Here is a 24,370-nt window from a genome sequence, read left to right as displayed (position 1 = left end):
GTGACATGGGCGATCCGTCGCCGGCGCTGCCTGGCGGGGCCGATCCCGTCGAGCGCACGCGCGTCCTGCGGCGGGCGCACGAGACCTTCACCAGGGACGGGCGGGTCGAGCCGCCGGTCCGGGCGGTGATCGCGAAGTCCTGGCGGCGCTGCGCGCGGGCCCGGGTCAGCCCTGAGTGCGCGCCCCGCCTGGAACGGTCGGAGGCGGAGCTGGCGGCGTACCGGGAGCGGCATCCGCTGGCCCGGGTGATGCCGCTGTTCCGGGACCTGGTGGGGGCGTTCGCGGCGCACGGGGCCCATCTGCTGGCCGTGTGCGACGCGCAGGGCGGGCTGCTGTGGGTGGAGGGCGAGCCGGGCACCCTGCGCCGTGCCGAGGGGCTGGGCTTCGTCCCGGGTGCGCGCTGGGCGGAGACGGCGATGGGCACCAACGCCCCCGGTACGGCGGTCGCGCTGGGGGAACCCGTACAGGTCTTCGGCGCCGAGCACTTCAGCCGCCGCGTGCACCCCTGGACCTGTGCGGCGGCCCCGGTCCGGGACCCGCGCACCGGCCGGGTGCTGGGGGCGGTGGACATCACCGGCGGCGACGGACTGGCACACCCGCACTCCCTGGCCTTCGTCCAGGCCGTGGCCCGGGCGGCCGAGGCACAACTGGCGCTGCTGGCCCCGGAACCGGACGCGGCCGCCCCCGACACGCTGAGCGCGCTCGGCCGTGACGAGGCGCTGCTGGTGCTCGGCGGGCGGCGGATCACGCTGGGGCGACGGCACAGCGAGATCCTGGCGCTGCTCGCGCAGCACCCCGAGGGGCTGTCCGGGGAGGAGCTGGCGTACGTCCTGTACGAGGACGAGTCGGTGGCGGCGGTGACCCTGCGGGCGGAGCTGTCCCGGCTGCGCGCCCTGCTCGGTGCCGGGAACCTGCTCTCGCGCCCGTACCGCACCGCCGTCCCCCTGGAGGCCGACTTCGCCGCCGTGACCCGGCACTTGGCGGCGGGCGCCGTCTCGGCCGCCCTCACCCGCTACCCGGGTCCGCTGCTGCCGGCCTCCTCGGCCCCGGGGATCGTGCGGCTGCGGCGGCGGATCGAGGACCAGGCGCGGGCTGCGGTGATCGCGCGGGCGGACGTGGGGCTGCTGTCGGACTGGGTGTGCAGTCCGTGGGGCGCGGAGGACCCGGCGGTGTGGCGGGCCCTGGCCGCCGCGCTGCCGCCGCGCGACCGGCCGGCGGCGCTGGCCCGCGTGCGCGCCCTCGACGCGGAACTGGGCGCGGAACCGGGCGTCGGACCGGAGCCGGCACCGAGGCAGAGGCCGCCCGCGGTGCGTGCAACGTTCCCGCAACCCGCCCGCTCCTAGCCTCCTCCCCGAGCGCTGTCCGACGGAGGCCGGCGCCCGTCAAGGGGAGGACCACGATGACCCGTTACGCCGCACCCGGTACCGAGGGCGCCCTGATGGAGTACGCGTCCCGCTACGACCACTACATCGGCGGGGAGTACGTGGCGCCCGCGCGCGGCCGGTACTTCGAGAACCCCTCCCCCATCACCGGGCGGCCCTTCACGGAGGTCGCGCGGGGCACGGCGGAGGACGTGGAGCGGGCGCTGGACGCGGCGCACGCGGCGGCCCCGGCCTGGGGCCGTACGTCCGTCGCGGACCGGGCGGGGATCCTGCTGCGCATCGCGGACCGGATGGAGCAGCACCTGGAGGCCCTGGCGGTCGCGGAGACCTGGGAGAACGGCAAGCCGGTCCGCGAGACCCTGGCCGCCGACCTCCCGCTGGCCGTCGACCAGTTCCGCTACTTCGCGGGGGCGCTGCGCGCGCAGGAGGGCTCGCTGAGCCAGCTGGACGAGGACACGGTCGCCTACCACTTCCACGAGCCGCTGGGCGTGGTCGGGCAGATCATCCCGTGGAACTTCCCGATCCTGATGGCGGTGTGGAAGCTCGCGCCGGCCCTGGCCGCCGGCAACACGGTGGTCCTCAAGCCGGCCGAGCAGACCCCGGCCTCCGTCCACTACTGGCTGAGCCTGGTGGCGGACCTCCTTCCCCCGGGGGTGGTGAACATCGTCAACGGCTTCGGCGAGGAGGCGGGCAAGCCGCTGGCGTCGAGCCCGCGCGTGGCGAAGGTGGCCTTCACCGGGGAGACGGCGACGGGCCGGCTGATCCTGCAGTACGCGGCGGAGCACCTGAAGCCGGTCACGCTGGAGCTGGGCGGCAAGAGCCCGAACCTCTTCTTCGACGACATCTGGTCGAAGGACGACGACCTGCGCGACAAGGCCCTGGAGGGCTTCACGATGTTCGCGCTGAACCAGGGCGAGGTGTGCACGAGCCCCTCACGCGCCCTGATCGAACGCGGCCGCTACGGCGACTTCCTGGACGCGGCGGTGGCCCGCACCGAACTGATCGTGCCGGGCCACCCGTTGGACACGGACACGATGATCGGCGCGCAGGCCTCGCAGGAGCAGCTGCGGAAGGTCCTCTCGTACGTGGAGATCGGCCAGCGGGAGGGCGCGAAGATCCTCACGGGCGGCGGCCGCATCGACCACGGCGGCGACCTGGCGGGCGGCTTCTACGTCCAGCCGACCATCTTCGAGGGAGACAACCGGATGCGGATCTTCCAGGAGGAGATCTTCGGCCCGGTGGTGTCGGTGACCTCGTTCGAGGACTTCGACGACGCGGTCCGCATCGCGAACGACACGGCGTACGGCCTGGGCGCGGGCGTCTGGACCCGCGACGTCAACACGGCCTACCGCGCGGGCCGCGCGATCCAGGCGGGCCGCGTCTGGACGAACTGCTACCACGCCTACCCGGCCCACGCGGCGTTCGGCGGCTACAAGCAGTCGGGCATCGGCCGCGAAACCCACAAAATGATGCTGGAGCACTACCAGCAGACCAAGAACATGCTGGTCAGCTACTCCCCGAAGAAGCTCGGCTTCTTCTAGAGAAAAGAAGCATTTACAGGGAAGGGGTGTTGCCTACCTCAGGCAACGCCCGCCACCTCCACAGAAGTTCATCTACAGCATCGGCGAGTGTGCTTCGAGTGCCTCACCGGGCTCTCGAGCTGAGTGCCGAGTCCGCGAGGCCCTTTGGTCTGTGAGACAGCGAGCTCACTTGCCACGCCCATACAGCCGATCGCCGTGCGCATCGCGTCAAACGTCTCGACACCCTGGCGCGTGAACGCCAACGCACCAGCCAGCGCCGGGCCCTCACGGGCGCCCGAACGCAGCCCGCGACCGCACCACCCACTGGCGCAGCGACTCCGCATAGCTGAAGTCGGCCCGGCACCCCATCGGCGTGAGTCGATCCCAACCACTCGACCGGAGCGTGCTTGATCACCGAGCGAAGAGTCAGGCCCCGCTCGCGCTAACCTGACGCCGCCCCCGAACCAATACGGGACAGCCCTTAGGACCTCGTAGCCTTCCCGCATCCGTCCCCCGAGGAAGCACCCCGCCCGACCGGCGCGCTGCGGTCGTACGGGTCGACTTTCTCGCCAGCGTCGTCTGTCCGGCGGTCCGTGCCGAAGGGCGGGTCGAGGTACCCCTTTGAGGCGTCACATCCGCCGTTGGTCGCCTCGTACTTGTACGAGATGACCGAGAAAGTGCCCGGCTTGGTGATCACCTTGGCGGGGTTGTCCCAGCTCATGACCAGCTCTCGCCGGACAATCGTGCGCACGATCTCGTCGTCGCCGTCCGCGTTCGCGCGGGTGACCGGGTAAACGAAGGTGACGTCGGCGGTCACCTGCAGCGCCCCACGCTCGCCCTCCTGGTAGGTGAGCCGACCACGGGTTTTCACAACATCGCCGACCAACTGGGTACGGGACGGCTGGAAGCGGCTGAAGAGGAGGAGGGGGTCGTTCTTCTCGCTCGGGGTTCGGAAAGAGGATTCCAGAAGGTCCTGGACGTCCTTCTGGTGTGGGTTGATGAGGGCAATGGCCTTCTCAGGACGCTCACCCCGCAGCACCGCGCGGTCCAGGCTGGACGCGACGAGGAAGTCCCGACTGCCGACGAGGGCACGTTCGACCTCGGCCGCTCCCATCCATCCGACCGCTCGGGCCTCCGGCACGGTGATCCCCGCCGCTCCGTTCGCCCAGTCGGCCGCAGGCGAGCCGCGGAACGGTTCCTTCATGGTCGGGCGTTGGGCCGCCCGCGCCGGCGGTCCCTGGGTCGGACGGGCGGTCTCGGCCCCCAGCGGCACGGAGTCAGACAACCCGCCGGCGAACAGGTTCGCTATCGGCCCCGGCACGAGCGTCACCAACACCAGCAGCACCAGCACCAGCGAGGCCAGCAGCCCAACCGTGTACCAGCCCCTGCGCCGTTTGGGCTGGGCGGGCGTGTAGCTGCGCCAGCCGTCCGGGGCACGGCCGGGCTCTTCGCGCAGCCGCTTCGCCACCTCGCGGGCCCGCGCTGACGGCTCCTGGGGCGCGTCGGCAGCACCCGCCACTGAGTCGCGCAGAAACCGCTCCCACTCCTCATCGGACCTGGACGCACCGTCCGGCTCCGCACCCGCACCCATTCCTCAACCCCCTGGCAATCAGCAGACAACATCCCACTCCCCCGGGGACACGTCCGAACTATGCGATGGCCCCTGGAGCTTAGACACAGGGGTTCACACTGCGAGTGACAGTTTAACTGTCTTGAGGCGCTGCTGATCGAACTCCATCGGCGAGCGGTAGGAGAGCACTCCGTGGCGCCGAGACACGATGCAAATGAGCCACCGGACGACTTCCAGCCTAGCTTGCCGCGTCACCAGGAGCGGCTTCTCGTCCATCATTTCTCCCTTTGGACAAGAAATTCCTAGGCAGCGATCAGACTTGCTGATGAGAGTAGATTTGGCCACGTTTCTGGCGCTTGTCGGCTGTGTTCACTTGCCCACTTGGAGAGGATTGGCGGACGGGGGCATCTTCTGCGGCAAGTAAGGAGCGAAGCTCGTCAAGTGGGGCACCGCACGAACGAAAGTACGCCCCTTTCGATGCGAGCAGATACTGGCCGGACCCGACCGACACCATCGGGAACGGCCAATATGCGCTCACGTAGCCGCCGGGGCCGCCCAGTGCTGAGGCGAACTCACTGGATCAAGCTGGCGTGCGGGTGATCCGGGGATTGTGGGCAGATATAGAGCTGGAGGCGGTTACTCCGGGAAACCTGAACCATACATGGGTTCGCCGCATTTGGGTCCTCGAGCGTGATGAGGTGTCGGTCCTCGTACGGAACCCAACCTGTGTTGCTGATGTCCCATTCGCACGAGGCAATCGTCAACAGCGGCACCATTCTTGCCTCACAGGCGGTACAGAAGAGGGCGATCGGGTCGGTGAGGCCCCAGCGTGGCCAGCCGCCGACTTTCCATCCCGGGGCGACGGACAGCTCCCTTCCGTAGTACGAATCCGGGTAGGGGGCCCAGGAACTGTCCACGGCAGCTCCGGCTACCTGCCAGTTGTTCCAGTCGCCAAGCCGCTGCTGCAGTTCCTTGTCCAGGTCCATGAGATTGGGGTACTCGGTGATCTGTTCAGGCATGATCATGCACGGCCGCGGTATGTATTCCTCGTACTCCACGGCGAAGGGGCCGGGCGGCGTAGCGAGGATTTCGGTGACTTCAGCCGAGGACCGCCAGAACAGCGAGGTCGGGGGCTTGTAGTCCGGCTCGTGCTCGAAGGGGCACCACAGCACCTGGAGCAGGTCGGCCTGCCCGGGCGGTCGCAGCACGGGTACATCGTGCACGTACAGCTGCGCTACGGGCACCAAGGGGTTCGGACCGTCCCTCCACTCGTGGTCCTGGCTGGCGTACACCCCGTACGCCTCGTACAGGTCGTTCGCCTCGTTGTGTGACTCCTCGCAGTGCGGCCACGGCTCGCCGGCGGGCCACAGCAGCGGCCCGCCGACCGAACTGTCATGCGGAGTCGGAGATCCGGGGCGAGGGTGCAACCGGGTCGCCGGGCGTGCCCGCGGGGCCAGTTGAGGAAAGACCGCAGTGACGTCGACCGGTCGCGGTGGGGTGGTACGGCTCATTCTGGCTCCCGATGGCTCGAACTGGGTCGGTCAGTTTCCGAGGTTCAGCTGACCGGTGTTCTTCTGAGTGTTGGTGATTTCAACGTCGGGGAACAGTGGCTGCGACGTACCGTCCGAACGCTCGATCCTAGCGCTCATCTTGACAGCCTGAGGAATCGTGCTGTCGGTGTACAGGTAGACAGGCGTTACCTCGTAGAAGATCGCGTCATTCGGCCCAAGGATGCCGCCGTCCTTGATCTCCCTCACTGCCCTTTGAGCCACCGTCTCGTATGTTCGCATGCTGGGACTCCCCGTGTTCGTCCCAGACTGCCAGCAGGGGAAGAGGTTGTTGCCGTCGGCCTTTCCACCCTTGCCGCCGAGGGCGTTGGGTATCAGATGACACCGGGCGATCCCAGTACCGGGCGAATTTTGGTCGCGGAACGTTTCGGCGTCCTTCCAGCCGGTGATGTCAAACGTCTCCGCCTCGCTACCCTTCGGGGGTGTGATGCCCAAGCACGCCTGAGCAATGGCCGCCCGCTCGCCGGGCGGCGACTGCGGGTCGGTCTTCTTGACATGCGGCACCGGCTCGGTAGTGTTCTTGATCCAGCCGGTGCCCGAAGAGACCCATCCCGCGGGAGGATTCTGGCGGCAAACGGCCTGCGGCTCCGCGATCGAACCGGATACTTCCAGCCTGAATTGGTCGCCTTCCACTATTCGCTGGTTCGCGAAGCCTTCGGCGAGCTGCGCCTCACCAGCCTGCTTGTCGGCCAGCGGGACGTGAGCACGGGTGCAAGAGCTACCTGTGCCGCCGTCCAGCACATCGGTGACCCACCCCCCGCGGGTGCTGTGGCGGGGGAGGATCTCAGCGCACTGAGCACCATCGATTCCGCCTTCACGGGTGGCCGCGAAGGGAAACTCATCGCACCTGTCGTCCGCTACGAGGTCATTGCGCGCCTGGAAGGTCCCACAGGTCCGGGCTGTCCGGCCGGCCAAGTCACCCTTCGCTCGGGTCAGCGGCTTGTCGCGCCCCCAGGCGCCGAGGTTACTCTGGGCCCAGAGATAACCGGCGGCAGCGGCCCCGGCGCCTGCGGGGGTCGGCTGGTCGCTCATCTTGACGACCGGCATTTTGCTGGGCACAACGCAGCCGGGGTCCGGCGTACCGGTGCCGGCCGTGTCCCGGACCGCGTCGTCGCAACGGATCTTCTCCGGATTGCTCCAGGAGGCGCTCGGGTCGATGATCTGGGCACCGGGGGACCAGACAAACAACTCATACGACGTCGAGAAATCGACTTGCGCCCCGGGCGCCGGGGTGGATTCGTAGATCACATCGCCGACGAGGATCTTGTCCTTGATAAGGGGCTTACCGGTCCATACGGGGGACTTGGTGACCTTGCAACCGGCCGAGCAAGTGGGCTTGAATCGCACGTTCAGGGTCGTTACGGCCCCGGTCGCACCGGTCATGGTCACTCGAACGAATTCGGTCCATCTGGTGCCCTTGGCGGGCAGGACGGCGCTGCTTGAAACGTCGAGTGTCCCGGTACCGATCGGCTTGTCGTTGCTGTCCTTCAGCGTGTAAAGCACGGTCAGGCCGTCGACACAGTAGGTGAAACGGTTGTGGTACCAATGCCCGGTGGCCGCGAGCGAGCAGCTACCCGTGTCGGCGGCGACAGCGGGGGCCGCCGGTGCTGCGGCGAAGGACTTAGGCCCGGCTGCGGTCGCTGGGGCGGCGATCATGGTGACACAGCCCTTCACGGCTCCTGCCTTGCGCTCGCGGGAACTGGCCGATGTCGGCTCGCAGTTCTCCGCGGCAGTCAGCGTGGCTGGCTGGGTCGTGCCCGGGGTGAGAGCACCGGTCAGGCCGTTCGAGTCGACGCCGGTCGCCGTGGCGGCGGCTGAGATAGGGACCTGCGCAACGGCAGTGCCGGTCGTGGTGACGGTTAATGTGAGAAGGAGACCGGGAAGTATTCGTTTCCAGCGTGGTGAGTTCATGTCTTCTCTCGATAGGAAGCCGCCCCGGGGCGACATCTGACTGACGTTGTGGTGGTTTAGGTGGACCGACTTCTACGGCCAAGGCGAAGGTGAAAAACGGAACTACTTCTGGATGCTGGGGAATGCACCCCTTGGGGCCGCATGTCGACGGATCCGGCGCTCGCGGTGCGGGTCCGTACGACTGGCCGATCAGGGATCGTCGAGCGCCCGTAGCGCTAGCCACACCGGGCCCGTAAGGACCTGAGGAAAGGTTTCACCTCGGCCCGAACGGCCCCGGGTGTCCGAAACCCGGGAAGGGGCCAGCATGACCAGGCGGGGAGCTCGCGGTGGATCAGCTGTCAGGCGACGAGGTCATACAGCAGTTTGGATGCAGCCCCGGCGGCCTTCTCCACGGTCTTGACGACCGGCTTGGCCACAGCGCTGGCTGCGCGGCCGCCGCCGCGGGTGACAAGTCCCAGCGCTGCACGTCCGGCGGAGGAGATGAACGCACCGCTTGCGAAGCCGTACTCGATTCCGTTTGCGATCGCGCTGACTCCGGCGGCGACGACTGAGACGCCAAGGCAAACGGCAGCGATGCTGCCGAGAACAGGTGCCGCCGGGAAGAACACGCACGAAACGCCGAAGCCCGACGCCAGGAGTCCGGCGGCCGTGCTCACCTTGTCGGCGCTGTCAGCCCACCACTTGGCATCGTTCCACCATTCGTCCTTGCCGGGCTGGCTCCCCTTGGGATTGACCGTGTCGTTGTTCGTCGTGTCGGAGGGGTTGCGGTTGGCGTCCCGGTCCTTCTGGGCTTGCTCGGCTGCGACACGGGCGGCCTCCTTCACTTCTGCGGTTCGCTTGTCCGCTGCGGTCTGGCGTGCCTCGGCGGCGGCAGCGGCAGCGGTCTTGGCGTCCCGTCCGGCGGCCAGCTCGGCTTGGTGGGCATTGGCGGCGGAGGCTTGGGCGCTGTAGGCGGAAGCCTGGGCGCTGCGGGCCGCGTCGACGGCGCGGTTCGCAGAGAGGTTCGCGGCACGGGAGGCGCTGCGGGCGGTGGCGGCGGCGTCCTTGGCCCTTTCTGCCGAAGCCTGGGCGTCGGCGGCGGACTTGTCCGCCGCATCCGCATGCTCGCGGGCCTTGGCCGCATAGTCATCAGCCTGCTTTGCCGAGTCCAGCGCCTTCTGCGCCCATTCTTGGGCCTTCTGGCCGGCATCCCGTGCCACTGCCGCGACCTGGGAGGCAAGTGCCGCGTCCCGCTGCGCCTCCTGTGCAATCTTGGCCGCGGCGGCGATGGCCGCCTGCATGGCGGCGGCGTGGCTGAGGGAGTCGTAGTCGAGCTGGGCGGCGCGGTGCTGGACGGATTCGATGAAGTTCCGGCGCATCCATGCCGGGCCTTCCATGGCCACCTCGGCGTAAGCCTTGGAGTACGCGTCACCGCTGGCGACGATCTTCATGGTGGCCACGGCATCGTCCTCTTCGACGGCCTCGGCCAGGTCCTCGTCGAAGAACTTCTGGAGGGCCTCCGGCGTGTTGGCGTTGAGGGCGTCGTTGGCTGCTTTGGTGACGGTCTTGCCGGGCCTTTCGTGTAGAACCTTCAGGATGTTGACCCTGTTGTCATCGGCACGTGACTTGATGACGCCGGAAGTGTTGAAGTCACCCTCCGCGGGGATCCCGCCGGTGAGGGCCTGCACCGCGGCCCTGGCGACAGCCGGTTCGGATACCTGGGCGATGAAGAGAATGGTCTCGCGGTTGTCCTGCGACTCGGCGAGCAGCCGGTCGATGTTGATCCACGAGTGGACGTCGTAGTCGGATCCGGCGAGTGCGAAGCGGGCCGCCTGTCGGGTCCAGGTGCCCTTGGAGTCCAGCAGGGCGACGGCGGCCTGGCGGCCGAGGGTGGCGGCTGCCGCGAGCTCGTCGTTGCCGAGGGCCTGTTCCGCCTTTGCGATGAGGTCCTTGGTGGCCTGGGCGGTCTGCTGAGCCTGGGTGCGCTTGTTGAGGGCGGCCGCACGTTCGCTCTTGTCCAGCTGGGCGAGCTGGGCGGCTTCCTTCATACCTTCCAGCTTGTCGGCCGCCAGCACGGCGGCTTCGGCGGCGCGTGCGTTCTTCTCCACGGTCAGGGCGTCGGCGATGGCCTGTGTCGCGATGTTGGCTGCCTTGACCGCCTCGTCGGCGTGGGCGGTGGACCTGTTGGCGAAGTCGATTGCCTGGCCAGCGTACTTGACGGCCTGGTCGGCGGCGTCGGCGGCCTTCTCGGCGTGTCCGGCTGCGGACTTGGCTGCGGCGTTCGCCGCGCGTGCTGCTCGAGCCGCGGCCGAGGCCAATGCCTGGGCCGTGGAGGCGGCGTTCGTGGCCTGGTTGGCGGCGTTCGAGGCGATCCCGGCCTGCCGCTTGGCTTCGGCTGCCTCGCTCTGTGCGACACCGGAAGCTTCAGCCGCCTGTGCGGAGGCCTTCGCGGCGGATGCGGCGTCACGGGCTGCATCAGCTGCGGCCAGACCGGCGTTCGCAGACTGCTCGGAAGCGACGGCTGCGTCGTCTGCTGCCTTGGCGGCGGAGTAGGCCTTGGCGGCGGCGTCGCGGGCTGCGACGGCGGCGTTCTTCGCCTCGCTGGTCTTCGTCGCATCCTTCGACGCGGCGATCGCGGCGTTATAGGCGCGGGTGGCCGCGGATCCGGCTACTGCTGCTGCCTGGGAGGCCGCTGTGGCTGCCCAGGACGCCCGCTGCGATGCCTGGACGGCTGCGGAGGAGGCGCGGATGGCTGTCCGGGCTGCGGACGCAGCGCCGCTGGCGGCGTTCGCGGCCTGCCGGGCCGCCTCAGCGGACCTGCGCACGTCGTTCTTTGCCTTCTCGGCCTCTGCTGCAGCCGCTTCGGCCTTCTCTTTGGCTTGGCCGGCGGCTGTCGTCGCCCGCTCGGAGGCCTCGACGGCGAGGTCGGTCTGCTCGCGGGCACGCGCGCTCTCACGTTCGACGACGGCGACCAGATGCGTGATGGTGGCGGCCTCCTGGTCCCGTGCACGCGCGATGTGCTGTCCGGTGTCGAGGTACCACTGCACGTCGTCCGCGGTCCCGCTCAGGGCGCGGTTGGCGTACTTCTTGAGCTCCGGGCCGGCCGTGGCGAGGCTGCGAATGATCTCTGCCCTCATGTCTTCCAGCCGGGCGTTGTACTGGCCTGTGAGCAGGAACTGCTCCAGTGCCTGGTCCGTTCCGGCGGTCAGCGCGGCGTTGCCGTCCCGCTTGACGCTCTTTCCGCCGTTGGCCATCACAGAGAGGGTGGTAACGCGCATGTCCTCTGTGACCGAGGCACGGAAGCCGTCCTTGACGAAGAGGGATACGGCCTCGTCCCCACCGTTGAGGGCGGCGGTTGCGTCCCTTCGGACGCTCTTTCCTCCGTTGCCCAGGTACGTGAACGCGGCGACACGGTTATCGATCTGTGTGGCCCTCGGCAACTGCTCGGTGAGGAAGGCCGTGATCTCCGCATCGGTGCCGGCGAGTGCGTAGGCGGCCGCTTCCCTGACTGAGCGCCCGCCCAGGATCCATGCCCTGACAGCTTTGGCCCGGTCTGTGTCCGGGAGCGCCAGCGCGTCGCCGACTGGGGCGGTGGCGCGGGTGGCCGCGCGTGTGGGTGTACTGAACAGCAGCGGAGTCGATAAGGCGGCTGCACTCGCCGCGAGGGCGGTGGTGAAACGGCGCCGGCTCCAAAACGTTTCCTGCACAGAAGAACCTCTGATTCCGTTTTTCTCGAGGGTCGCGGTCGATTCTCGTCCGGAGATATCTCAGCGGAAGAGGGGTGACCCGACCTTATGCAGGACGTGCGCCGCAAACACCCCTGGCGGCGCCCGATCGGTATCACAATCGAAAGATGACCGAATCTCTTCCTGAGGTTTTCGCAAAATCGCCGCAACCGTTCCACGGGGTGACGCAAGTCACCTGCCGAGTGGGCGATATGTCCCTCATTGGACGATTTATTCACCTGGCTTGATCGGCGTATCACTTGGTTTCATTCGAAAGATCACCGGCGAGTTCGCATTGCTTCAGCATCCCAATTCCGGAGACGCTGGGCGGCCGCGACCCGGGTGCAAGCAAAGTTGCGCGAGCGCCGTACCTCATTGGGCTCTCGCACACGCCTGCAAACACCTGGGACCGAAACGAAGGACGAAGATGAACGTACGTAGCGCAATCCTGCGCATCACTGCTGCGGCTGCGGTCGCAGGGGTTCTGGGCTGGGCTGCAGTCTCGGAAGGCGGAACCAGTGGATCCGCCACGGAATCCATCACTGCGAAGGCGATCGTCGACGAGGGGCCGGGTGAGGCCATCGAAGACTTCGCATACCCGAACGCCGCCAAGATCCTTGCCGAGCAGAAGATCAAGCTCAAGAGCGGAGACGGACACATACTCCTTGCCGAGTGCACGGGCGCGCCCGAGCTGATGGAAGTCTTCTCACACAAAAGCGAGAAAGTGTGCTTCCGGGTCACCGGAGACAAGGGATATCTGAGCTTGGAGATCCCTTCGGTCTTCGGAGTCAAGGGAAACAATTACGCTGCACAGGTCGAGATGTCTTCCGGTGCCGAGCAGAAGACCTACACCGTCGACAAGAACTCCTGGACTGCTGTGGGTGAGACTGCAGACGAGCAGGGCCGCGATTTCATGCTTCTGGAAATCAAGACTTCCAAGTAGACGCAAGGGCCGCGCTGAGGCCTGCCGAACACGAGTGACAACGCTCTCGGCTGCCCCCGCGTCCCACATCTAAGAGGCCGGATGCTCCACAGCATCGCGCAGGCGGCCGGGCTGAGACGGTTCCTGAGGCCATGAAGGACCTGCGGGACAGTGAGACGCGTTGACCGCACGGCTGACGAAGAAGAATGAGGAACCAGGAACGCGGGAGGAGGGCGAGCTCCTCAGGGACCGCATCATCCTGCGGATGTAGCACCTCTCCGTCCGGGGCATGGCTGACTGCATCAGGCTTCGTCGAACGGATCTGCCGCTGAGGCACCCGATCTCGCCTCAATGCGGCATCACGATGCGCATGGTCACCGAGGAAGGCGCCTCTGCCTCACCGCAGTCATCGATCGCCGCACTGGCAGAGCATCTGTCCCAAGCGCGGGGACCCACAGACCGATGGACGCATGGGAGCCGTGTTCGTGCAACGCCCCCAGCAAGGCCCTGCACACCGATCTCAAGGCCAAGTACGGCTACCGGCAGACCCACCGCACTCTGTTGCCAGCCTCATCGTGTGACTGGCTGCACAGGAAGCGCTCGCGATCCGAGGGGAACAGCCCGCGCCACTCCGGCCCTGCCGGCTCGTCCCCGAGCACGCGGCCACCCGAGACATCCACTCTTCCGAAAGACATTCTCTGATGCCTTCCCAGCGTTCCCGTCACCCGCAGATCACGGTCGCCGCCGCGCTCGCCGCAGCCACCGCGGTCGTCCTCACCGCAACGCCCGCCTCCTCCTTGTCCGGCACACCGGTCACCGACGGCAGCCGTGCCTTCACAGCGAACATTCTCTTCGGTGATCACCTCAAGGGATGCTCAGGGGTTCTGGCAGACAAGAGCTACGTCCTTACCACTGCCAGCTGCGTATCGCCCACCAGCGGCCGGCCCGTGAGCGGCAAGCTCCAGGCCAAGACCACCGTGACCGTCGGCCGCGCGGACCTCAACACGGGCACCGCCGGCGCCGTCGTCGAGGCCACCGACGTGATCGTCCACCCAGACCGCAACGTAGCCCTGCTGAAGCTGAGCACGCCGGTCACCAACGTCGCCCCGGCAGTGCTGTCCGATCAGGCTCCGGCGGCTGGGCAGGCCCTGCAGAGCGCTGGCTTCGGACGCACCGCGACCAGCTGGGTGCCGGGTCTACTCAACAGCGGCCAGTTCAACGTCACCGGCACCGCCGACGCGGTCGTCGCGCTGGAGCCGGCTGGCAATGCAGCACTCTGCCAAGGCGACGCGGGCGGCCCGCTCACGCGGGAGAACACGGGCAGGCAGGAGGTGGTCGCCCTGACGACCAGTTCCTGGCTCGGTTCCTGCCTCGGCGGCCCCGAGGGCGAGACCCGCAGGGGGGCCCGTGCCGTGCGTGTCGACGACCTCGGGCAGTGGCTCAAGGACAACGTCACCGTGCCGGGTCCCGACACCAGCAACCTAACCGACAACCGAGCCCTGGCCGACTTCAACGGGGACGGCAAGGCCGATCTGGCGGCCGTCGACAAGAACGGAACCCTCCAGGTCTACCGCGGCCGCCCCGAGGGCACCTTCGAGCCGACCCCGACTGCCGTCGGAACCCCGGGCGTGTGGAAGACGGTGCAGCGGATCTTCGCGGGCGACTTCAACGGCGACGGCAAACGCGACATCGCCGCCGTCTGGGAGAGCGACCGCATCCTGCTGCACGCCGGCAAGGGTGACGGCACCTTCAACACCACGGTCACCCTCAGCCCGCAGAACGCCACCTGGGCGCAGCTCAAGCACCTCACCCGCTACAAGCTCGACCCGGCCAGCCCGAGGGACGGCGTCCTCGCGACCCGCCCCAACGGTGACCTGTACGCGTACAGGGTCGGTACGAACGGTCAGCTCGACTTCAACGGTGGCAAGAAGATCTGGCCCGACACCTCTTTCAACAGCGTCATCATCCTCGGCACTGGTGACTTCAACGGCGACGGCCGTGACGACGTAGTCGGCGTGTGGGAGAACGGCGCCCTGGTCCGCTGGACCGGCAACGCCGCCGGGGCCCTGGATTCCGGCGGTCTGGCCGCCGCCGGTACCTGGACGGACCTGAAGATCGTCACCGGTGACGTCGACGGCGACGGCAAGATCGACATCGTCAGCTGGAAGGGCAACAAGATGTCCTTCCACCGAGGCAGGGGCAATGGCACCTTCGAGGGGGTTGGCGTCCAGCTCTGACACACGGACCCACCCGCCGTCGCACGTAATCGGGATGCTCCCGGCCATGCGGCGGCGGGCCGAGCGACGGAACCGCCGCCCTGTTCGCACACCTACCGACTACCCGACTCCGACGGGTTCGGCCGACGCCGACAGCGGAGTCCGGCCATACGATCTCCCGGATGGGAAGCACCTCTGTGGCACCTCCCATCCGGGGGCTTCAACACGATCAAGGACTGAAGTGATCTCCAACCTGATGCGGCGCACCAAGGGCGCGCTCGCAGTGACCATCGCCACCGGTGCCCTGCTCACCGTTACGGCTCCCGCTCAGGCCGCGCCCGTACCAACGCTCACCGCGGCCGGCGCGATCGTGATCGACGGCACCAACGGGACCACACTGACGGCCAAGGACGCCGACACCAAGCGCCCCATGGCGAGCACCACGAAGATCATGACTGCCCTGGTGGTCACCTCCCTGCCGAGCCTCAACCTCGACCAGAAGGTGACCGTCAAGCAGGAGTACCTGGACTACGTCTACGTCCAGGGAGCTAGTTCGGCCCAGCTCAAGGCCGGGGCGACCCCGACAGTCCGTCAGCTGCTGTACGGGATGATGCTGCCCTCGGGCTCGGATGCCGCGTACGCCCTCGCGGACACCTTTGGCACCGGCACCACCATGGCAGCGCGGACCACCGACTTCATCGCCAAGATGAATGGCAAGGCGCAGGAACTGGGCCTGACCAACACCGTCTACGACTCCTTCGACGGCATCTCGCCGACCGGCAAGAACCTCACCAGCCCGCGCGACCTGGCGAACCTCACCCGGCATGCGATGACCAACCCCCTGTTCCAGAACCTGGTGAAGACCACCTCGTACAGCACGGACGGCACCGCCACCACCGCCACATGGAGCAACACCAATCTCCTGATCCAGCCGCGCCCCACCGGCTACGCGTACCCGGGCGCGATCGGTATCAAGACCGGATGGACCACCCCCGCCGGCAAGTGCCTCGTCTTCTCCGTGAGCCGCAATGGCAAGACGGTCATTGGAGTCCTACTGAACGACGAAGAGCGCTACATGGACTCCATGGCCCTCTCCGACTGGGCCCTCGGCCCGGCCGCCGGCTCCAAGAGCGCCCTCCAGCGCAGCAACACCGAACCGATCCCCGACGTCCTCGACTGAACCTGCTCCGAAGGGGACACCATCACGTCCGCATGAAGTCTTGCTGCCGACTCCAACCCGCGTCGGCAGCAGGGCGCTCAGTGGGGTGCCCCGCCTGCCCGCCCAGGCGGATACCAAGGACGATTTCCACCGGGTCGTCACTCTCGTCAGTGGTCGTCCGCGCTCGCCGGGACGTCGCAAAGACCAGGGGCGGGTCGATCAACTCCAGCGCGATCACGGTGTCATGACACCCTGGACCACGGAGACCCGCAGAATCGGGGCTCGCGCACCAGGGTGCTGCCGAACTGAAGAGGCCATGGCTCCCATCGCTAGTCCTCAACGGCGCGACCCTCCCCCTGACAGGCCAGACATACCGTCCCGGCGCGCTGGCTCAGGTGCGGGCGGAGGGGAAGTTCTCGCGCGGATCCACACAGGCGATGTCAGGTTCGTCGCGCAGGTCTACCGGCCCCGCACAGCACCGCTCGCTACAGCCGACAGCTCCAGGTGGACTGGTCCGAGCTGACCACCCACTGACCCGTCCGACCCCAACCACCCGCCCCGAACCGGCGCCCCCGGACCAAGATCCGGACCATTTCCGGACCAGCCCCCGCCTGCAGGCCGCCGCGACTGTCATTTGTCCAGGCGCCGTACCACCAGCAGACGAAGAACATGCTGGTCAGCTACTCGCCGAAGAAGCTCGGCTTCTTCTGAGCACCTTGGGGGGTGTCTCGGCTCCACGGCGAGGCTGTCGTGCATGTTGGCGTCGGACACGGTGAGCTCATCAGGAACCAGCCGACGCCGGCAAGGGATCAGCAGTCCCGGCTGGCACCGTGTAGCCCGAACGTCAAGTCGCGCGAGCCGTCCTCAGGATCGGCGAGGCGATGGACCGGGCGTGGCACGGGCCGCTCGCCGCGGACTGGCCGCAACCGCGCGCGATTTGTGAGGTGGGCGTGATCGGTGAACACGGCTGGGCCACGGCCATCGAGAGCTGCGCCCGGACATCGCCTGGCGCGTCGGCGGGCAGCTCCTGGTGGCACCGGACGCCCCGGCCAGCACCGGCCACCTCGCCATCCTGCGCGGCGCGGGCCTGCTCGTCCGCGCCCGCTCCGGACGGACCTGGGGCAGCGCGCCCAAAAGTGGGACCGGGACCGAAGTGGGATCCGGGCGCGCCCGGGGGGGGCGGGTGCGGTAGGGGAGAGAGCGGCCGTCTTCCGGTGTCAGAAGCGCGTTGAACCCGCACTAACGGAAGACGGCCGCCGTATAGGGAGTGCGGGCCCTGTGGGGCCCGCACCGTGGAGCTCCGCTCAGGCGTGGCGGCCGGCCCTGAGGTCGGCCAGGAGTTCGGCCTGGCCCTCCAGGACGCCGGAGAGGATGCCGCGGGCGACCCGCAGAAGCTCGGCGATCTGGGGATGGGTCAGCCTGTAGTAGACGTTCGAGCCCTCGCGGCGGGTGACCACCAGGTTGGCCTTGCGCAGGACGGCGAGCTGCTGGGAGAGGCTCGCGCCCTCCACCCCGACCTCGGGCAGCATCTCGGCGACCGCGTGCTCGCGCACCGAGAGGAGTTCCAGGACACGGATGCGGACCGGGTGCCCCAGCGTTTTGAAGAACTCCGCCTTCAGCTGGTACAGCGGCGTGCTCACCTGGGTACCTCTCCCCTGACTGCCCATCTCATCCACCCGGAACCGTTCCTTCGTAGGCATCCGTTCGCCCCTCTTCACACCTTGCGACCTCCACAATTGCAGAGCCCTGCAACTCGTGGGACCTGGCGGGGTGCCTTCGTGGCCTTCGGCTCCCCCGTCGTCGGCGGTCCACCGCTTGACCGTCCCGCGGAGTCCGAGGCCGCGCCCGCTCTCAGCGAGACGGCGGGCGGCCTGGGCAATCTTCCCGTCGACCGACCAGCCCCGCTGGACGGCACGCCCAGGTCCTGACGGGGGGGTGCGGCGCCAGTCGATCGTCATCGTCAGTCCTCGGCCTCACAGGGGAAGGGTGATCCAGATGGCCTTGCCGCGCCCGTCCGCATCCGCCCGTACGACGGCGGTGCCGCCGAGCTCCATCGTCATTTCAGCCACCATGGCCAGGCCGCTGCCCGGCGCGGTGCCGAGAGCACCGAACAAGGCGGGCTGACAGGGGTGACGGTCGTGGACGGCGAACGCGAAGGCGCCGGGTCCGTGGGCGTAGGTCACGGTGATCATCGGTGAGGACACGGCGGCGTGCCGGACGGCGTTGGTGACCAGCTCGGCCACGATCAGCAGCGCCGGCCCCACGCTCGGATGGCGTAGGCCCACGCCGCATTCCACGAGGACGAGCTCGGTGGTCTCCCGGGCGATGCGCACGGCCGAGCCCGTGGCCGGCACGTCCAGCACATGCCGGTAGGGCATCGCCTCGGCCCGAACGCTCACCGGCCCGCCCCCGAGACCGTACGGGCCAGACGGAACCCGGACACGGACTGCGGGCGCAGCCGCAGCAGGGTGTCGTGCGGGCCGTGGCGCCAGCCGGGCAGGGTGCGCCGGTAGTGGGCGGCCTCGTCCGGGTCGGTGACGACGTCGGCCGGCCCGTGGGCGCTGACCGTCCAGCCGGTCCCTTCCGGACCGCGGATCTCGTCGAGCTGGTAGGTCAGTACCGCGCGGCCGGGGACGGTGGCGGCTTGTACCGGGGCTCGGACGACGAGGCGTCCGTACTCCATGACGTGTGCGGCGGGCCGGACGACTGCCAGCTCCCGCTGGACGTAGACGAGGCGGCCCCGGGCGGAGCCTTCGAGGAGCCACAGGGCCTCGGTGCCGGAGAGCTCGATCATCCGGCGGTCGGCGGGAACGGTCATCGTGCGGCCTTCCGGATGCGGTGCGGTCGGTGATGCGTATGCGGCAGCAGGCCCGCCTGCTCCAGATACTTGCGGGCGCCGGCGATCGCCTCCGGGGTGGTGGCGTACTCCCGGCCCTCCAGGCGCAGCAGCTCCAGGGCTCCGACGGCGTCCAGGGCCTGGCGCTGGCCGGGCCGGATGCCGGAGGTCATGACGGCGATGCCGCGCCGGTTCAGTTTGTCCACGGCGTCTTTGAGGACGAGGGCGCCGGTGGCGTCCAGGGTGGTCACCCGCGCCATGCGCAGGATCACCACCTTCACGTCGGCGACCTCGGAAAGTTCGAGGAGAAAGCGGTGGGCGCCGGCGAAGAAGAGCGGTCCGTCGATGCGGTAGGCCACGATGTGCTCGGCCAGCAGCGCGTGTTCCTCGTCGCTGTGCTCGCCCGGCACGTCCGGGCGGAAGTCGACCTGCTCCATCCGGGCCTGGCTCGCCACCGCCTTCAACGCGAGGGCGCCCGCCACGACGAGCCCGATGATCACCGCGTACACGAGGTCGAGGGCCAGGGTGGCGGCGGCGGTGAGGACCAGGACGACGGCGTCCGAGCGGGTGGCCTTCGCCATCGCGCGCAGCGAGCCGACCTCCACCATGCGGATCGCCGTCGCCAGCAGGACGCCCGCCAGCGCGGCGAGCGGGATCTTCGAGACGAGGGGGGCGGCGGCGAACACGATCACCGCGAGGACCGCGGCGTGGGTGAGAGCGGCCAGCCGGGAGGTGGCGCCGGTACGGACGTTGACCGCCGTGCGGGCGATCGCGGCGGTGGCGGGCACGCCGCCGAAGAGCGGGGCGGCGAGGTTGGCGACGCCCTGCCCGAACAGTTCCTTGTCCGGGTCGTGCCGCTGCCCCCCCGTCATCCCGTCCGCCACCGTCGCCGACAGCAGCGACTCCAGCGCGGCGAGCGCCGCGACCGCGACCGCCGGGGCCATCAGCGAGCCGAACGCGGACACGTCCAGGAAGGCCAGCGACGGGGCGGGGAGCCCGGAGGGAAGGGAACCGATCGGGGCCGCCGCGTCGAGGTGGAAGAGCTGCGCGATCACGGTGGCGGCGATCACGGCGACGATCGAGAACGGGACCGCCGGCTTCCACCGTGCCCCGGCCAGCATCACCGCCGCGACACCCAGCGAAAGGCCGATGGCCGTCCAGTTCGGGAAGGCCACGAAGTCCACCACGGCCCGCCACGCCACGAGCAGGACCTTCTCCCCCTCAGGTTTCTCGACACCGAGGGCGCCCGGTATCTGCTGGAGGCCGATCACGCACGCGATACCCAGGGTGAAGCCCTCCACCACCGGCGCCGGCACGTACCGCATGTACTGCCCGGCCCGCAGCAGCGCGAGACCGATCAGCAGGACACCGGCCATCAGGCCGACGGTGAGGACACCGCCGGGCCCGTACCGGGCGACGATGGGCACCAGGACCACGGTCATCGCACCGGTCGGACCGGACACCTGGAGATTCGACCCGCCGAACAAGGCGGCCAACGCACCCGCGACCACGGCCGTGGCCAGCCCCGCCTCCGCGCCCAGACCGGAGGAGACCCCGAACCCGAGGGCGAGCGGCAGGGCGACGATGGCCACCGTGAGGCCGGCCAGGAGGTCCCGGCGGGGGGCCCGGGCCATCACCGCGTAGTCCGCCCGGGCGGGCAGGACGGAGCGAACCCGGCCCAGCCCGGCCATCACCACGGTGTTCACGCTCACGGGACCGCGACCTCGGACTCGCGCAGCTCCTCCAACAGCACGCTCTGCCCCGTCAGGACCTCGGTCAGGATCCGGCGCGCCGCCGACATCAGCTGCGCCACGTCCCCGCCCGCCAGCTCGTAGACCACGGTCGAGCCGTCACGGGTCGAGGTGACGATCCCCGAACGGCGCAGGACCGCGAGCTGCTGAGACAGGGAGGAGGGCTCGACCTCGATCGCGGCCAGCAAGTCCCGTACGGGCATCGGCCCGTCCCGCAGCAGTTCCAGAACCCTTATCCGCACCGGGTGCCCGAGCATCCGGAAGAACTCGGCCTTCGCCTGATACAGCGGAACCGGCACGGTCTCGCACCCTTCTCACCACCCCGAACGGGGCGAACGCCTGGTGCTGTGCCCGCGGCTACCTACGGACACAGCCACCACAGGATGTATGAAATTGCAGACTTTTGCAATTTGCTAGGATGGTCACTCCATCGCGCGAACGCCCGGCGGTCGGCCAGCCGGTCCACGTCGGGGCGCTCCCGCGTCCCGACGTCCAGAAACCCGCGTGAATGAGCGACAGCCTGCCTCCGTGTCCGAAGTGCTCCAGTGAGTACACCTACGAGATGAACGCCCTGGTGGTCTGCCCGGAGTGCGGCCACGAATGGGTGCCCGCCGACGGCGCCGAAGGCGATGCCGGCGCCGCCTCGGAGCGGGTGGTCAAGGACGCCGTCGGCAACGTGCTGCGCGACGGCGACAGCGTGACGGTCGTCAAGGCGCTGAAGGTCAAGGGCAGCCCCTCGGGCATCAAGGCGGGCACCAAGGTCCGCAACATCCGTTTGATCGACGGCGTCGACGGCCACGACATCGACTGCCGGATCGAGGGCTTCGGAGCCATGCAGCTCAAGTCGAGCGTGGTCAAGAAGGCCTGACCCGCGGATCGCGCACGCGGGACTTCATGCCGACGGTCCTTGAGGTCCGGGATGCGGTCGGCGGCGACGGCGAGCGCCGGGGTACGCACACGAGTGCCGTCCCGGGAGCCCTCTGAGGTGACGCCCCAAACGCGCCGGGCGCCCGCCGGCATGGCGACGGCAGACGAGGGCAGGCGCCGGGTATGACGACCGAACGCGTCCCGGCCGGGCGCATCGCCGACCCGTGGGGTCGCCGCACTCCGTTCGGGCGCGGGGGTTCCTGGCCCGCTCGCGTGGACCATCACCTCGCCGGGGACGCCGGCAGCAATGACGTCGACCGGTGGGTCCAGACGGCTTCGAACCTCCATTCCAACGGCGATGCGATGGAGCTGGCGGTGAGGAACGGCCGCCTCGTCGGCGTCCGGGGAATGGCCCGCGACCGGGTCAACCGCGGCCGCCTCGACCCCAAGGACCTGTACGGCTGGCAGGCCATCGGCTCCCCCGACCGCCTGACCAGCCCGCTGATCCGCAAGGACGGCAGCCTGCGCGAAGCCGACTGGGACTCCGCGATGACCCGCGTCACGGAACGTACGCACGCACTCCTCGACGGCCCCGGCCCCTCGTCGATCGGCTTCTACACCAGCGGCCAGCTGTTCCTGGAGGAGTACTACGCCCTGGCCGTCCTCGCCCGCGGCGGCCTGGGCACCAAGCACCTCGACGGCAACACCCGACTGTGCACGGCCACCGCCGGCGAGGCGCTCAAGGAGTCCTTCGGCTGCGACGGCCAGCCCGGCTCGTACACCGACATCGACCACGCCGACACCATCGCACTGTTCGGGCACAACATGGCCGAGACCCAGGGCGTGCTGTGGAGCCGGGTCCTGGACCGCCTGGCCGGACCCGAGCCGCCCGTCCTCCTGTGCGTGGACCCCCGCCCGGGTCCGGTGTCCGATGCGGCCACCGTTCATCTCCAGCCGAAACCCGGCACCAACCTCGCGTTGATGAACGGCCTCCTCCACGAAGTGATCGCGAACGGCTGCATCGACCAGTCCTACATCGAGGCGCACGTCGCGGGCTTCGACCGTCTCGAACAGCAGGTGACCCTCTTCCCGGCCGAGGCCGCCGCCGCGGCCACCGGCGTACCCGCCGAGCAGATCCGTACCGCGGCCCGGCTGCTCGGCCAGGCCGAGCGGCTGCTGTCCACCGTGCTGCAGGGCTTCTACCAGTCCCACCAAGCCACCGCCGCCGCCGTCCAGGTCAACAACCTGCACCTCATCCGCGGCATGCTCGGCCGGCCCGGCTGCGGCGTCCTGCAGATGAACGGCCAGCCGACCGCGCAGAACACCCGCGAGTGCGGCGCCGACGGCGACCTGCCGGGCTTCCGGAACTGGGCCAACCCCCGCCACGTCGAGGAGCTCGCCAGGGTCTGGAACGTCCCGGCGGACCGCATCCCGCACGATGGTCCGCCCACCCACGTCATGCAGATGATCCGTCTCGCCGAAGAAGGCTCCCTGCGCATGCTGTGGATCTCCGGGACCAACCCCGCCGTGTCCCTCCCGGAGCTGGAGCGCGTCCGTGCCGTGCTCGGCCAGGAGCGGCTGTTCCTCGTCGTCCAGGACCTCTTCCCGACCGAGACGACGGAGCTCGCCGACGTGGTGCTCCCCGCTGCCGGCTGGGGCGAGAAGAACGGTACGTTCACCAACGCCGACCGCACCGTGCACCTCTCCCTCCAGGCGGTCGAACCGCCCGGCGAGGCCCGCCCCGATCTCGACGTCTTCCTCGACTTCGCCCGCCGCATGGACCTGCGCGACGGCTCGGACGCACCCCTGCTGCCCTGGCACGGCCCCGAGGAAGTCTTCGAAGCATGGAAGGCGTGCAGCCGGGGACGCCCCTGCGACTACAGCGGACTCAGCTACGCCCTCTTGCGCGAGCGCGGCGGCATCCAATGGCCCTGCACGAGCGGACATCCCGACGGAACCGAACGCCTCTACACCCGGGGCGACTTCCGCAGCCGTCCCGAGGACTGCGAGACCTACGGCCGCGACCTCCTCACGGGAAACCCCCTCGACGAGGAGGCGTACCGGTCCCTGAACCCGGACGGCAAGGCGGTCCTGCGCACCGCCCCGTACGTCCCGCCGCCCGAGCAGCCGGACGCCGAGTATCCACTGTGGCTGATCACCGGTCGCACCCTGTACCAGTTCCACACCCGTACGCGTACCGGCCGTGTGCCCGAACTGCGTTCCGCCGCGCCGGACATGTGGATCGAGCTGTCCGAACCCGATGCGGCGGAAGCCGGCATCGGGGAAGGCGACCTCGCCGAGGTGGCCACCCGGCGCGGCACGGTCCGGGCCCGGGTGCGCATCACCGGCATCCGCGAAGGCGTGGTCTTCCTGCCGTTCCACTACGGCTACTGGGACGCCCCGGAGGCGGCCGGCCACCACCGGGCCGCCAACGAGCTGACGCCGACCTCGTGGGATCCGGCCTCCAAGCAGCCCCTGTTCAAAACGGGCGCGGCCCGCATCACACTGGTAGCCCGCACTTCGGGCCCGGCCTCGGCCCCCACGACCACGGCCTCGCGGCCCGAGCCCGGCCCGGACGCGAAGGACGACCACACCACCGCGACGGGACCATCATGAACGCGCCCGTGCCACCCACCACAACGGTTCTTCGCCCGCTCGGTACACCGCTGCCCATCGGATTCCTGGGCCTTGCCGCAGCGGCATTCGTCGTCTCGGCGGTCCAGCTCGGCTGGATCCCGCCCCATGAGCGCCACGCGGTGGCCTTGGTCCTCGTGGCCTTCGCCTTCCCGCTCCAGCTGCTCGCGGCCCTGATCGGCTTCCGCGTCCGGGACACGGCGTTCGCCACCGCCATGGCCCTGGAGGACACCCGGGGGCGGCCCGTTCTGCCCGTCGGCCGGCACGGATCCGGCGCCCGGGCAGTGGAAGAAGGGGCAGAGCCCGGGGTCCGGCCGCTGCTCTGATCGC

Annotated in this window: 17 protein-coding genes; 8 read left to right on the top strand and 9 right to left on the bottom strand. The window is 69.0% G+C overall.

What is annotated here, in order from left to right; all coding sequences use genetic code 11:
* The first annotated feature begins 5 nt into the window (after positions 1-5).
* A complete protein-coding gene (locus ABT403_RS28695; RefSeq protein ID WP_344150422.1) occupies positions 6-1,343 on the top strand; it encodes a GAF domain-containing protein in 1,338 nt (445 codons plus the stop codon).
* Positions 1,344-1,399: 56 nt separating this feature from the next.
* On the top strand, positions 1,400-2,923 hold the full coding sequence (gene exaC, locus ABT403_RS28690) for an acetaldehyde dehydrogenase ExaC (RefSeq protein WP_344150419.1): 1,524 nt from the start codon (positions 1,400-1,402) through the stop codon (positions 2,921-2,923).
* A gap of 460 nt (positions 2,924-3,383) precedes the next feature.
* Here exaC and ABT403_RS28685 read toward each other — a convergent pair whose 3' ends face one another.
* From ABT403_RS28685 to ABT403_RS28670, 4 genes are all read right to left on the bottom strand, one after another.
* Complete coding sequence (locus ABT403_RS28685) at positions 3,384-4,493, bottom strand: hypothetical protein (RefSeq protein WP_344150416.1); 1,110 nt, start codon at positions 4,491-4,493, stop codon at positions 3,384-3,386.
* A 551-nt stretch (positions 4,494-5,044) separates the two neighbouring features.
* Positions 5,045-5,983: a hypothetical protein gene (locus ABT403_RS28680; protein WP_425580090.1), complete on the bottom strand. Its 939-nt coding sequence runs from the start codon at positions 5,981-5,983 to the stop codon at positions 5,045-5,047.
* A gap of 30 nt (positions 5,984-6,013) precedes the next feature.
* Positions 6,014-7,951, bottom strand: coding sequence for a DNA/RNA non-specific endonuclease (locus tag ABT403_RS28675; RefSeq protein WP_344150410.1), 1,938 nt, complete (start codon positions 7,949-7,951; stop codon positions 6,014-6,016).
* A 338-nt stretch (positions 7,952-8,289) separates the two neighbouring features.
* Positions 8,290-11,637, bottom strand: a complete 3,348-nt coding sequence (locus tag ABT403_RS28670; RefSeq protein ID WP_344150407.1) for an ALF repeat-containing protein — start codon at positions 11,635-11,637, stop codon at positions 8,290-8,292.
* Positions 11,638-12,082: 445 nt separating this feature from the next.
* Here ABT403_RS28670 and ABT403_RS28665 point away from each other — a divergent pair, with 445 nt between their 5' ends.
* The 3 genes from ABT403_RS28665 (at position 12,083) to ABT403_RS28655 (ending at position 15,973) form a co-directional block, all read left to right on the top strand.
* Entirely contained in the window at positions 12,083-12,598 is a 516-nt protein-coding gene (locus ABT403_RS28665) for a hypothetical protein (RefSeq protein WP_344150404.1), read from the top strand.
* Between the two features lie 776 nt (positions 12,599-13,374).
* A complete protein-coding gene (locus ABT403_RS28660; protein WP_344150938.1) occupies positions 13,375-14,814 on the top strand; it encodes an FG-GAP-like repeat-containing protein in 1,440 nt (479 codons plus the stop codon).
* A 235-nt stretch (positions 14,815-15,049) separates the two neighbouring features.
* Positions 15,050-15,973, top strand: a complete 924-nt coding sequence (locus ABT403_RS28655) for a D-alanyl-D-alanine carboxypeptidase family protein (RefSeq protein WP_425580095.1) — start codon at positions 15,050-15,052, stop codon at positions 15,971-15,973.
* 1,283 nt (positions 15,974-17,256) lie between these two features.
* Here the strand turns inward: ABT403_RS28655 and ABT403_RS28650 are convergent.
* The 5 genes from ABT403_RS28650 to ABT403_RS28630 form a co-directional block, all read right to left on the bottom strand.
* Positions 17,257-17,592, bottom strand: coding sequence for an ArsR/SmtB family transcription factor (locus ABT403_RS28650; protein ID WP_344150398.1), 336 nt, complete (start codon positions 17,590-17,592; stop codon positions 17,257-17,259).
* Positions 17,593-17,925: 333 nt separating this feature from the next.
* Positions 17,926-18,351: an ATP-binding protein gene (locus tag ABT403_RS28645; RefSeq protein ID WP_344150395.1), complete on the bottom strand. Its 426-nt coding sequence runs from the start codon at positions 18,349-18,351 to the stop codon at positions 17,926-17,928.
* Positions 18,348-18,770 (bottom strand): pyridoxamine 5'-phosphate oxidase family protein, encoded by a 423-nt coding sequence (locus ABT403_RS28640; RefSeq protein ID WP_344150392.1) that lies wholly within the window; start codon positions 18,768-18,770, stop codon positions 18,348-18,350. The genes ABT403_RS28645 and ABT403_RS28640 overlap by 4 nt, the downstream gene beginning before the upstream one ends.
* Positions 18,767-20,479, bottom strand: a complete 1,713-nt coding sequence (locus ABT403_RS28635; RefSeq protein WP_344150935.1) for a SulP family inorganic anion transporter — start codon at positions 20,477-20,479, stop codon at positions 18,767-18,769. The genes ABT403_RS28640 and ABT403_RS28635 overlap by 4 nt, the downstream gene beginning before the upstream one ends.
* Positions 20,480-20,496: 17 nt before the next feature.
* Positions 20,497-20,838 carry an ArsR/SmtB family transcription factor gene (locus ABT403_RS28630; protein ID WP_344150389.1) on the bottom strand — a complete coding sequence of 114 codons (342 nt, stop codon included), beginning with the start codon at positions 20,836-20,838 and terminating at the stop codon, positions 20,497-20,499.
* Between the two features lie 209 nt (positions 20,839-21,047).
* Between ABT403_RS28630 and ABT403_RS28625 the strand changes: the two genes are divergently transcribed.
* The 3 genes from ABT403_RS28625 (at position 21,048) to ABT403_RS28615 (ending at position 24,366) form a co-directional block, all read left to right on the top strand.
* Positions 21,048-21,407 (top strand): zinc ribbon domain-containing protein YjdM, encoded by a 360-nt coding sequence (locus ABT403_RS28625; RefSeq protein ID WP_344150386.1) that lies wholly within the window; start codon positions 21,048-21,050, stop codon positions 21,405-21,407.
* 182 nt (positions 21,408-21,589) lie between these two features.
* The gene (locus tag ABT403_RS28620; protein ID WP_344150383.1) at positions 21,590-24,022 is read left to right on the top strand and encodes a molybdopterin oxidoreductase family protein; all 2,433 of its coding nucleotides are present in this window, start codon (positions 21,590-21,592) and stop codon (positions 24,020-24,022) included.
* 8 nt (positions 24,023-24,030) lie between these two features.
* Positions 24,031-24,366, top strand: coding sequence for a hypothetical protein (locus ABT403_RS28615; protein ID WP_344150380.1), 336 nt, complete (start codon positions 24,031-24,033; stop codon positions 24,364-24,366).
* The last annotated feature ends 4 nt before the right edge of the window (positions 24,367-24,370 follow it).

The sequence above is a fragment of the Streptomyces sp. NPDC000075 genome (genome assembly GCF_040301925.1).
Classification (GTDB): Bacteria; Actinomycetota; Actinomycetes; order Streptomycetales; family Streptomycetaceae; genus Streptomyces; species Streptomyces polychromogenes.
This window is presented reverse-complemented; position numbering and strand designations above follow the sequence as displayed.